This window comes from Clostridium sp. MB05, assembly GCF_046581255.1.
GTDB lineage: Bacteria > Bacillota > Clostridia > Clostridiales > Clostridiaceae > Clostridium.
The window spans coordinates 1498765-1511194 of the sequence record NZ_CP174370.1 but is presented as its reverse complement, the minus strand read 5'-3'; the positions used below and the strand labels follow the sequence as shown (position 1 = coordinate 1511194).

Below are 12430 nucleotides of genomic sequence, written 5' to 3'. Positions count from 1 at the left end.
TCTATTACTCTGTCTAATAGATAATATTAATTCTTATTATAGGCATTTGCCTATAATTAATATTTTACTCCACTCCAATAAATATTGTTCTTCAAAATAGCTTTATCTGAAAGCTCTACCCCTTCAAGACCCCACTTTTTAAACTCCATAAAGCCTGTTCTATCCACTATATATCCTATATGCTCTTTTCCACCTGGAGAGTTTCTATCAATATATTCTTCAACATACTTATAAGTATTTAATATTATTTTTATTATACTTTCTTCATCAACCCATATTATAAAATCTTCAGCTAATCTTGGATTTTTCTTTCCTGTTCTACCCATTATAGCTAATCTATAATATTTTTCTTTACTTCTTGTCCAAGCTCCTGTTGGACAATTGATAACACATTCTCCACATCCTATACACTTACTATGATCCCTTACAGGTCTATAATTTTCTGGATGTAATGCTTCTGTTGATTTTTTCTTACAGGCTCTAATACAAGCTCCACATGATATACATTTATCTTTATCAAATTGTGGCTCTGTCATTCCTATTATACCAAAATCGTGCATTCTCACTTTAATACAATCATTTGGACAACCTGTTAATGCTACCTTAAAGTGTAAATCATTTGGGAATATAGCCTTTTCTATTTTCTTAGCAAAGTTTGTTGTATTGTAATTAGCATATGGACATACATTATTTCCTATACATGCTGATACATTTCTTGTTCCTGCTGCTGTATATCCCTTTCCTGGAATTTCCTGATTTATTTCTAGGCCTGCTATTATAGGTTGAAGAAGAACGTTAACTTCTTCTATATCATTCATATCTATTCCTGGAATTTCAAATCCTTGTCTTGTAGTCAAATGAACTGTTCCATTACCATATTTGTCTGCAATTTCTTGAATTAATCCTAAATATTCAGCCTTTAAGAATCCACCTGGAACTCTTATTCTTGAAGCTGTTAATCCTCTTCTTTTTGTAACTCTAAAGGCATTTTTTTTCAGCTTTTTAGTATTAATATCCATAGTGTCTCCTCCTAATCTATTAATTTCTTTCCTTTTGAATAATTAAATACAGGTCCATCTAAACAAATATACGTATCGTCTATTCTACAGTGTCCACACTTTCCTATTCCACAGCACATTTTTCTTTCTTGAGAAATCCATATATTTTCTTCCTTAATTCCAAGCTTTAAGAATTCTAACACAGTAAATTTCATCATCATAGGTGGTCCAACAACAATAACTTGTACATTTTCCTTATCTTCTATATGAAGTTCTGGAACATATTTTGTTACAAGCCCAACTCTACCTTCATATCCTTCCATTGCTCCATCTACTGTTAATATAAGGTTCATATTTTTTTTCCAAATTTTTATATCTTCTTTAAAAAGAATATCCTCTGGTGATTTGAATCCTGAGATAAGAGTAAATCCCTTTGAATCCTCTTTATTCTCTGAAAAATAATCTACAATTCCTTTAACTGGTGAAAGTCCAGTTCCTCCAGCAACTACTATTACTTCTTTGCCTTTATAATTATCTATGTCAAATCCATTTCCATATGGACCTCTTAAAAACAGTTTGTCGCTAACATAATTATTAAATATTTCATCTGTAACCTTCCCAACTCTTCTTATAGTTAAGTCAACATAGTTTTCACCTATTCCACTTACTGATATAGGGGCTTCTCCAAACTTCGGAAGAGAAACTTCAAAGAATTGTCCAGGTTTAACTTCTCCTTTAAAAGCCATTCTAAAAGTGTATTCTATTTCTGTATGCTTAATAACTTCTAATATTTCTGATATAAAAGGAATATATTCGTTTGTATTCATATTACTTCACCTCTTCCATAGCCTTTTCTAATTTATTAACACAGTTTGAGAATGAAATATATTCAGGACATGCATCATCACATCTTCCACATCCTACACACATATGATATCCCCATCTCTTTTTGTAGTCATAAACTTTATGAAGAACTTTAAATCTCATTCTTTGTCCCTTTTCTTTTCTAAAACTATGTCCTCCAGCCATATCTGTATATCCATCTACTTGGCATGAAGCCCAAACTCTTCTTCTTTCTCCAACTTTTCCATTATCCTTGTAGAATATGTCTTGCATAGTAAAGCATGTACAAGTTGGACAGACAAAGTTACATCTACCACAGGCTATACATCTTTCTGAGTATTCATCCCAAACCTTTGAATTCATAACTTTTAATTCTAAATTATTTGGTATATTAACTTTAACATCATTACTTTCAACAAAATCTGGAGTTACATCTACTGATTCATTATTTAATGATGTAAATATATCTTCTAATTCTTTATCTTTTATATCTAAATATACTGCTTCTCCATCTTGTTTTACATATGCATTATATTCATCTGTCTTATTTGTTTCCATGCTTACACAAAAACAGTTTTCAAAGCTTTTTTCACATCCCATTAAAACAAACTTAGCTTTTTCTCTTAACTTTTTATAATATGGATCTTCAAATTTATTTCTTAAATAAATATCATCAATTCTTCTTAATGAATGCATATCACAGCTTCTTAAGAATATTAATATAGATTTTTCATCAACCTTTGGTTCTTTAACTTCATCCTCTGTAAAGAAAAATACTGTTTGCGTTATTGGAAGTAATACTTCCTTATAGGAAAACTGTGACTTTTTATCAAAGTCTATTTCTTCTATTTTTGATATTTCACCATATCTAACTATATCAGTATCTGAGAAAGTTCCCTTTCCCTCAAAAACTTTTGGTGCATATATCTTATACTTTTTTGATAACTCTTTTAATCCGTTGTTAAATTCTTCTACTTTAAGCTTATATCCCATATTAAACACCTCTTAGTTTACTTTTTTCTTTCTAGATATGATGTAATAAGGTATTGCCATAAATACGGCTCCTCCAACCATGTTCCCCAATGTTACCATTGCAATATTATAAGCATATCCTCCTATACTTACAGCTGCTCCAGCTGGTGAAAGTAATCCTATTGTTAACAAAGTCATATTAGCTACACTATGCTCAAAACCTGCTGTTATAAAAACAAATAAGCACCAAAATATCATTATAAGCTTTGCTGTTTCCTCTTTACATTTAAAGCTACACCATACAGCTAAACAAACTAGAATATTGCATAATATTCCTCTAAAGAATAAATCACTTGCCGGTAAAGACATTTTAGTAGCACTTGTTTTTGCTATAAATTCTCCAACTGGACCTGATGCTAAACCAGCCATAAAAAATAATGAGCCTGCAAGTATTGAACCTGTTAAGTTTCCAATAAAGCTTACTATCCAAATTTTAATTGTATCTCCCCAGGAAACTGACTTATTTAATGCTCCAACAGTCATTACAAAGTTATTTCCAGTAAATAATTCTGATCCTGCAAATATTACTAAACTTAATGCTACTCCAAATGATAATCCCATAACAATTTTTGTTGCAGGCGAATTAGCTGAATTAAGTAATCCTCCTACTGTAAAAATTAACATAATACCGAGTCCAACATAGATTCCTGCTAGCATTGAACTTATAAAATATCCTAATCTATTATCTTTCAATAGTTCAACTTTTGCTTTTGCTGCTGATGCAACCTTATTAAATTCTTCACTATACATTGCTTTTCCCCCTCATAATTGTTATTATAATCACAATCTTTATGATAAAATTATAAGTCCTGGAAAAGATAAAAACTGTGATGATTATCACAGTTTTTATCTTTTATTTTTTATCTTTTATTTTTTATTTTATTTAATTCTTTTAACTTCCTCTATTCCCTTAAAAAAATTAGCAATTTCATCTTTGTCTTTTACTACTATTCTTTTTTTCTCATATATTATTAGATTCTTTTCTTGAAGAATTTTTAGAGCTCTAGATATAGTTTCTCTTGGTGCTCCAAACATATCTGCTAAATATGTTATGCTTATATTTAAATCTATTAAAGTTCCCTCTTCAACATCTCTTCCATAATCCTTGCATAATTTCCAAAGCTTTGCTGCAACTCTCTTTTCCACTTTTATAGGAGTTGAATTTTTTAATTGTCTATATAGCCTTCTGACTTTAATACTTAAGGATGAAATAATTATTTTTGTAAGTTCAAAATCTTTCTTCATAATTTCTTGAAATTTTACTCTATCGAATGATAATATCTCTGCTCTTTCGAAAACTTCGCAATTAATAGAAGCTGCTAAATCATCTAAAACTACAGCATTTATAACAGTATTTTCACCTAAAATAAATATAACTTTCTTTTGGGCAGATTCATTTAATTTATATAAAGCAACCTTTCCACTATAAACTATATAAATTTTATTTACTTCCTCTTTATCTCTAAATATGTGACTTCCCTTTAAATAGCATTTACTTTCACCAATATTAGATAATTCTTCTATTGCAGCTTTAGAAACTTTATTAAATAAACTCATATTCATTAATTGATTTTTAATTAACTCTTTCATCTCAATACACCATTCCTAATTAAAGTACTTTATCATTAGACTATGTTAAAGGAAACATTCATATGATAACCACTTCATCACTAATTTTTTACGTTAATGAGCTCTAACAGAGCCTATTATTAAAATATATATTAAAATTTATAAAAGTGCAAAATAAAAAAGTGAGCATATGTAAGTTTAATTATTCCGTCACTCCGCTCCAAGTCAACGCAAACTTACATATGTCCACCTCCAAACTGAAAGATAATTTATTATTTTAATTATATATTTACTATATAGTTAACTTATTCCTTAATTGATTTATTAACAATAACTACAAACCATATCATAGCCACTCCAAGCATAGCATGTCCAAGTCCTGCTATATGACTTAATCCTGCAAAGTCAGTTCCTAATACTTGCATTACTCCTCTAGCTGCAAATGTTGCTAAAACATATATTAATGATATATTGTAAAATATCATCCATTTTTGAAAATGCTTAGCTTTTGATAGTTGAAAGTTCTTTTCTAAAAGTAAAACTAAAATAAAGAAAATAAATCCTAACGTTAATGCATGTGTATGTACAACTGAAAGTACTGTTTTCCCTTCAAATCCATTAATTTTTGTAAACTCCCTATAAAATACTCCCATTGCTAAACCTAATACTAAATAAAAAGTTGCAAAATTAAAATATTTTTTCATATTCTTTCTCCCATTCTAATATTAATTATTTTTTAATAGTAATTATATAATACGATTTCTTTTTAAATATTTCAATATAATCTTTTTATTTATTTTATCGTTAATTATCTTAAAAGCTTTTAACACAATGCTTTCTTATAAAAGTATAGATCATAAAATATAGAAATTTAAAAGTTCTTTATTTAAAGTTAGTTAATATTATATATTATAATAATTTTCTTTGACAGCTTGTCTGGTATTACATATAATAAATAACAATAACCTTCCTATAAGCTTAATAATATGGTTTAAGCGTTTCTACCATACTACCGTAAATAGTATAACTATGAAGTTTCGATCCAGGTGAGGTTGTTTATTATTATATTTAAATATACTCAGAGGTGGATTTATGAATAAAAAAAATTTTATATCTCAAATTAAGGCTTCTAGCAAAGCTGAAATATGTGACTTAGTTATTAAAAATATAACTATTGTTGATGTATTTCAAAACAGTTCCTTTAAAGACAATGTAGCTATTAAAGACGGATTTATTGTTGGCTTTGGAGATTATAGAGGAAAGGTAGAAATTGATGGTACGGATAAGTTTATTTGTCCTGGCCTTATTGATGCCCATGCACACATTGAATCTTCACTTGTAACTCCAAAAGAATACTACAAAGCTGCATTATTACACGGAATCACTTCTATAGTTATTGACCCACATGAAATTGCTAATGTACTAGGAGAAAAAGGCATTAGACTTATTATGGATTTATCTAAAAATACACCATTTGATTACTATTTTATGCTTCCTTCTTGTGTTCCAGCTACTTCATTTGAAACTTCTGGAGCTATATTAGAAAGTGAAGATTTATATCCTTTATATAAAGAATATAATGTCCTAGGACTTGCTGAAGTTATGAATTTTCCAGAGGTTATAAATTGCTCTGATGGAATGATAAATAAACTTTGGGATGCTAAATCAAATGGATTCATAATTGATGGTCATTGTGCTGGATTTACAAAGGATATGTTAAATGTTTATGCAACTGCAAATATTCTTACAGACCATGAATGCCACACTACAGAAGAAGTTATCGATAGACTAAGAAGAGGAATGTATGTCCATATTAGAGAAGGTACGGTGGCTAAGAACTTAAAAGAGTTAATAAAAGCAGCTTCAATTTCTAATAGTAGACGAATTTGTTTTTGTACAGACGATAAACACATAGATGATCTAATATTAAACGGAAGTATAAATAGCTCTATAAGAATGGCTATATCTTATGGCTTATCCCCTGAAACAGCAATACAAATGTGCACATTAAACCCTTCAGAATGCTATAAATTAAAGTACAAGGGTGCAATAGCTCCTGGTTATATGGCAGATTTTATAATATTAGATGACTTAGAAAATTTTAAAATAAATTCTGTTTATAAAAATGGAACTATTGTAGTAGAAAACAATAAGCTACTTTATAACTCATCTAATGATAAATATGATTTTCCTAAATTAAATAGTATTAATATAAAAGATATTTCTTTAAAAGACTTAGAAATAAATTTGAAAAATAAATCAATATTAAACGTAATTGAAATTAATCCTAATAAGCTTGAAAGTAATCATATAAAAATAAATATAAATAATTTAAGAAATACTACTTTATTTAAATCTGATACAAAATTAGATTTATTAAAAGTTGCAGTTATTGAAAGACATAAAAACACTGGAAATATAGGACTTGGAGTAATTAGAGGTCTAAACTTAAAAGAAGGTGCAATTGCTACAACAATTGCCCACGATTCTCATAACCTAATTACTTGTGGAACTAATGATGAAGATATTTTAGTGGCAATAAATGAACTAAAAAAAATAAACGGTGGCATTATCGTAGTTAAAGATAAGAAGGTTTTGGCATCAATTCAACTTGAAATTGCTGGGCTAATAACATCAAGAGCATCTTCAGAGGTAACTTCTGACTTAGAAAAGCTACACTTAGCAATAAAAGAAATAGCTCCTAATATAAACTTCAATCCATTTTTAACTTTATCATTTTTATCACTACCAGTTATACCAGAGGTAAAAATAACGGACAAAGGATTGTTTGATGTAACAAAATTCGAATTTATAGATAATGTAAATTAAAATTTTCAAAAAATATTCTAATAAAAAATAACAAGACTGTATCAAATTGAGTTTTAAGAACAATCATGATACAGTCTTATTTTTATGCTTTTCTAGCTTATATAAGCTTAATTAAGATTATTAGCTATTTTTACTATTCATATATAAAATATAAAGAAATGTTGCTTCTTTAAAGCTACGTATATCAAAACCTGTTTCTTTCTTTATTTTATCTATTCTATACATTAAAGTATTTCTATGAATATATAGATTTTTAGCTGCTTTTGTTAAAGATAAATCACATCTTAATATTTCTTCAAGGGTATGTATTAATTCATGGTTGAAACCCTTAAATATATCCTTGTACTCTTCTTTTAATTCATAAGAATATTCCGCACTTAAATTAAATATAGCCTTTTCTAAAAACATATTCTTAAGGCAATAAATTTCTGGCTTAATTTTAAATTTTTTTCCTATTTCTAAAGCCTGTACCGCTCCTTTATATGCTTTTCTAAAACCCTCAAAGCTATAATCTAAATCACTAATACTTATTTTAGCATTTACTCCCACAGTTTGAATTATTGTATCATTTAATGAAAAGGCATGTTCTTCTTCATCTTCTAAATTTCCAATAACAATTATTCTGTCATATATTTCTCCAACATAAATATCATTATCTAAATATGTATCCTTTACAATTTCTAATACTTCGCTTTCCTTGATAGCTTCAATAAGTAGCATTTTATTTGATTTAGTTATTATATCATTACTTAATGCATCCCATTGCTTTCTACCTTCTAACAAATCTTCAATTATGTTTTCTTTTGAAATACACTTATTTAAAATATATTCAATTATAGGAATTGTTCTAATATCATCTTGCTCTAAAACAATTTTATATACTTTATTATTTACAGATATCTTTCTTATAACTTTTGATTCTGTTAATGGTAAATTATCAAAAATTTCATTGTTATTGCAATCTAATAATCTAATCTTTATATTTGTTTTTTCGCATACTTCATTTAATAATTTAACTATTGCTCCCATAAAACCCCTCACTTTATTTAATAAATTCTTTTTATACTTATATTATATATGAAGATTCAGATAATTAAATATTTTATTTTTTTAGTTTTACTAATTTCAAAAATTATAGTCTTGATTTAAATTTATAACTTTTTATTTCTTTTATTTGTATATTATAAGGTTTTATATAAAATCAAAAAGACTAATACTATATTTAATTAATATTGTACTTAGTCTTTTTTTATAAATCATATCTTTTTCTATTTTTCTTGTAATATATATTTTTCTATTTCTTCAGCTACAATCTTAGCATGAGAGGCTGCCTCTACAACGGTTTTTGCTCCTGTTACTACATCTCCAGATGCAAAAACACCTTTTCTTGTAGTGTGGCCACATTTATCAGTAACTAATAATCCCCATCTGTTAGTTTCAAGTCCAGTTGTATTTGAAACTATATTATTTCTTGGAGATTGACTTACAGCTATTATTATAGAATCACATTCAAACAAGCCCTCTTGTCCTTCTTTAGTTACTGTATTAACTTTTCCATCTTCTCCTACTACATTTTCTGTTTCTATATATTTAACACCATTTTCAGTTAATTCTAATGGAGATTTGAATAATTCAAATTTAACACCATCTGAAATTGCACCTTCTAATTCTGCTTTTGTTGCTGGAATATTTTCCATACCTTTTCTGTATAATATATACACTTCTTCCGCACCATTTCTCTTTGCTGTTCTAGCAGCATCCATTGCAACGTCTCCAGCGCCTATAATACAAACTTTCTTTCCTAGTTTATATACATTAGGAGATTTTAAATAATCTATTGCATAATGAACATTTCCTAAGCTTTCACCTTTGATGTCTAAAGTTCTAGGATTCCATACTCCAGTTCCTATAAATATAGCCTTATATCCATCATAAAATAACTTATCTAATGTAATAACTGGTCCAACTAATGTATTAGGTCTTATTTTTACACCAATCTCAAGTAATCTTTCTTCATAATGATCTATTATACTGTTTGGCAATCTAAACTCAGGTATTCCGTATCTTAAAACGCCACCAATTTTATCATGGGAATCAAAAATAGTAATCTTATAACCTTTTTGAGCTAGTATAAAAGCTATTGTTATCCCTGCTGGTCCCCCACCAATTATTGCAATACTATCATTTAAGTCTTTTTCCTTTTCTAGTCTAACATTTTCTAAATAATACTTAGATATATGCCTTTCTATATCGCAAAAACTTACTGGCTCATCTTTAATTCCTCTAATGCAATTACCCTTACATTGATCCTCATGAGGACAAACTATAGAGCACACTAAAGATAATGGATTGTTTCTAAATAGTATTTCCCCTGCCTTTGCTATTTTTCCTTCTTTAAATAAAGATATAACCTCAGGCACTGGAGTACTTATAGGACAATGAACCTGACACTTTGGATTTTTACACAAATAGCATCTATGTGATTCCATCATTAGTTCTTTCATTTTTAGCCTCCCCTTTTCATTTGTATTAAATAACCGTTATATTATATCATCATTTTTAATATTAAACAAAGACAAGCTTCTTTCTAATATTCCGTTTAAGTAAGCTAATAATATACCATAATTGGTTATTGAAACACCTTTTTCTATGCATTGGTTTACCCTATTTACTACTGTTTTTCTATTTATCATACAGGCTCCACAATGGATTATTAAATCGTATTTATCAATATCCTCAGGGAAGTCATGGAATATACTATATTCGTAATTTAGATCTGTCCCTACAAAATTATTTAATAACTTTGGTATTTTTACTCTCCCTATGTCTTCGTGAGATACATTGTGTGTACAACTTTCTGCAATTAATATTTTTGAATTCTCTTTTAAATTCTTTATACTTAAAGCACCCTTTATAAATTCTTCAAAATCACCTTTTTGTCTTGCAAACAACATTGAAAAGCTAGTTAGTTTAATATCTTTAGGAACAATTTTATCTACTTCTCTAAAGGCTTGGGAATCTGTTATAACTAAATCTACATTATTTAAATCTTCTAGTGCATCTTTAAGTTCTGTATCTCTTACTACATAACTTTTTATACCATGATCTAAACAGTCTCTTATGCATTGAACTTGTGGTAGTATTATTCTTCCCTTTGGAGCTTCTGAATCTATTGGTACTACTAAAATAACTTTACTGTTATATGGTAATAAATCTCCTAATATAGGCAACTCCTCTTCTTCATTCCTTAGCCTTTTTATAAGTTCTTCTCTTAAAAGCTCTATTCCTTCTCCACTATATGAAGATAGAAAAATTGCTTCCTTAAATTTTCCCTTTATTTCTTCTGAAACTTTAGATTCTACTTTATCTATCTTATTTATAACAACTATATAAGGTATATTATATTTTTTAAAATTTCTTTTAGCTTTTTCAAATTCTTTTAAATCAATATCATTTACATCAAATATATAAATTGCTATATCTGTCCTTTTAAGTATATCTAGTGTCTTTTTAACTCTTATTTCCCCAAGTTCACTTTTATCTCCAAAACCTGCTGTATCAATCATAAGTATTGGCCCAATAGGTATAAGTTCCATAGCCTTTTGTACTGGGTCTGTAGTTGTGCCTTCTTTTTCTGAAACAAGAGAAATTTCTTGTCCTAAAAACTTATTTATTAAGGATGATTTCCCTGCATTAGTTTTGCCATAGACAGCTATATGTTTTCTATTTGCATTTGGTGTAGAATTCATAGTAAATTCCTCCTATAGATATAAATCTCTTTCACCATCTTTAAGTTTTTGTAAGTTGTTTTTTAATAGCTTTTTAATATCATCTCTCTTTATTCTTTCTGCCTCAGTTTCAATAACAGCTTCTGCTTTTTTTAGTATTTCTTTATCACCATAGTCTAATGCAAATTCTAATAAAGTCATCATAGCATTAGGCTCACATACATTTTGTATTTGACCTGATTTTGCAAGTCTCATAAACCTTTCCCCAGTTCTTCCTTTTCTATAACAAGCTGTGCAATAACTTGGTATATATCCATCATCTAAAATTGACTTAAGAACTTCTAAAGGTGTTCTTTCATCTGCAGTCTTAAATTGAAGAACTTCCTTTCCTTCTTCTCTTTCTTTATATCCACCAACTCCAGTACTTGAACCTGCACTTACTTGAGATACACCATATTTTAAAACTTCTCTTCTCATTTCTGCTGTTTCTCTAGTAGACATTATTATTCCTGTAAATGGAACAGCAATTCTTATTATAGCAACTAGCTTTTTAAACATTTCATCATCGATTAAGTTAGGAAATTCCTCTAAACTCATTCCTTCAGCTGGCTTTAGCCTTGGCATTGATATAGTATGGAATCCTACTCCAAATTTTTCTTCTAAGTGCCTATTATGCATCATAAGTCCTAAAACTTCAAACTTAGGATCAGCTAACCCAAATAATACTCCTCCACCAACATCATCAATTCCAGCTTCCATAGCTCTATCAAAAGCTGTAGTATGATAATTGTAATCTCCCTTTAATGATTTTGGATGCATTTTTTCATAAGTTGGCTTATGGTATGTTTCTTGGAATAATATATAAGTACCTATTTTAGCTTCCTTTAGCTTTTTATATTCTTCTACTGTAGTTGCTGCTATATTAACATTAACTCTTCTTATTTCTCCATTATCATTTTGTGTTTTGTAAATAGTATCTAAACATTCTAATACATATTCTATTGGCGCATTAACTGGATCTTCTCCTAGTTCTAATGCGAGTCTTTTATGTCCCATTTTTTCTAATATTCTAACCTCTTCTGCTACTTCTTCCATTGTTAACTTTCTTCTTGCAAATGAATTACATTTCTTATATCCACAATAAACACAATTATTTACACAATAGTTACTGACATATAAAGGAGCAAATATTACAACTCTCTTACCATAAATAGAATCTTTAATTTCTCCTGCTAATTTGTATATTTCTTTTAAGTCATCTTCATTTTCAGCTTGAAGTAATACTGCTATATCTTCATAAGACAATCCTTCTCTTTTTTTAGCTCTTTCTAAAACAGCTTGTATTTCTTCTCTTCTTGCACCTTTTGCTTCTTCTAAAATTCTTTCAATATACTCATGATCAATAAACATATAAAACACCCCTATAATCTA

Annotated in this window: 11 protein-coding genes and 1 riboswitch; of the genes, 1 reads left to right on the top strand and 10 read right to left on the bottom strand. The window is 28.5% G+C overall.

The features are described from left to right. Nucleotides 1–56: 56 nt before the first annotated feature. The 6 genes from asrC to ACH36K_RS06980 form a co-directional block, all read right to left on the bottom strand. Nucleotides 57–1019 (bottom strand): sulfite reductase subunit C, encoded by a 963-nt coding sequence (gene asrC, locus ACH36K_RS07005; protein WP_411170227.1) that lies wholly within the window; start codon nt 1017–1019, stop codon nt 57–59. 11 nt (nt 1020–1030) lie between these two features. Continuing rightward, complete coding sequence (asrB, locus tag ACH36K_RS07000) at nt 1031–1825, bottom strand: anaerobic sulfite reductase subunit AsrB (RefSeq protein WP_411170226.1); 795 nt, start codon at nt 1823–1825, stop codon at nt 1031–1033. A 1-nt stretch (nt 1826) separates the two neighbouring features. Further along, a complete protein-coding gene (asrA, locus tag ACH36K_RS06995) occupies nt 1827–2834 on the bottom strand; it encodes an anaerobic sulfite reductase subunit AsrA (RefSeq protein WP_411170225.1) in 1008 nt (335 codons plus the stop codon). A gap of 12 nt (nt 2835–2846) precedes the next feature. Further along, nucleotides 2847–3623 carry a formate/nitrite transporter family protein gene (locus tag ACH36K_RS06990; RefSeq protein ID WP_411170224.1) on the bottom strand — a complete coding sequence of 259 codons (777 nt, stop codon included), beginning with the start codon at nt 3621–3623 and terminating at the stop codon, nt 2847–2849. 129 nt (nt 3624–3752) lie between these two features. Beyond that, nucleotides 3753–4463 carry a Crp/Fnr family transcriptional regulator gene (locus ACH36K_RS06985; RefSeq protein ID WP_411170223.1) on the bottom strand — a complete coding sequence of 237 codons (711 nt, stop codon included), beginning with the start codon at nt 4461–4463 and terminating at the stop codon, nt 3753–3755. A 284-nt stretch (nt 4464–4747) separates the two neighbouring features. Next, nucleotides 4748–5146, bottom strand: a complete 399-nt coding sequence (locus ACH36K_RS06980) for a DUF2871 domain-containing protein (protein WP_411170222.1) — start codon at nt 5144–5146, stop codon at nt 4748–4750. 244 nt (nt 5147–5390) lie between these two features. Beyond that, a riboswitch (purine riboswitch) is annotated at nt 5391–5492 on the top strand. A 42-nt stretch (nt 5493–5534) separates the two neighbouring features. On the opposite strand from ACH36K_RS06980, the gene ade reads away from it, so the two are divergent. Then, nucleotides 5535–7271, top strand: coding sequence for an adenine deaminase (gene ade / locus ACH36K_RS06975; protein WP_411170221.1), 1737 nt, complete (start codon nt 5535–5537; stop codon nt 7269–7271). 120 nt (nt 7272–7391) lie between these two features. On the opposite strand, the gene ACH36K_RS06970 is transcribed toward ade, so the two are convergent. The 4 genes from ACH36K_RS06970 to hydG form a co-directional block, all read right to left on the bottom strand. Then, nucleotides 7392–8300, bottom strand: coding sequence for a PucR family transcriptional regulator (locus tag ACH36K_RS06970; protein WP_411170220.1), 909 nt, complete (start codon nt 8298–8300; stop codon nt 7392–7394). Between the two features lie 239 nt (nt 8301–8539). Beyond that, nucleotides 8540–9775, bottom strand: a complete 1236-nt coding sequence (locus tag ACH36K_RS06965; protein WP_411170219.1) for an NAD(P)-dependent oxidoreductase — start codon at nt 9773–9775, stop codon at nt 8540–8542. A gap of 36 nt (nt 9776–9811) precedes the next feature. Continuing rightward, the gene (hydF, locus tag ACH36K_RS06960) at nt 9812–11020 is read right to left on the bottom strand and encodes a [FeFe] hydrogenase H-cluster maturation GTPase HydF (RefSeq protein WP_411170218.1); all 1209 of its coding nucleotides are present in this window, start codon (nt 11018–11020) and stop codon (nt 9812–9814) included. A 12-nt stretch (nt 11021–11032) separates the two neighbouring features. Beyond that, nucleotides 11033–12409 carry a [FeFe] hydrogenase H-cluster radical SAM maturase HydG gene (hydG, locus tag ACH36K_RS06955; protein WP_411170217.1) on the bottom strand — a complete coding sequence of 459 codons (1377 nt, stop codon included), beginning with the start codon at nt 12407–12409 and terminating at the stop codon, nt 11033–11035. Nucleotides 12410–12430 lie beyond the last annotated feature (21 nt).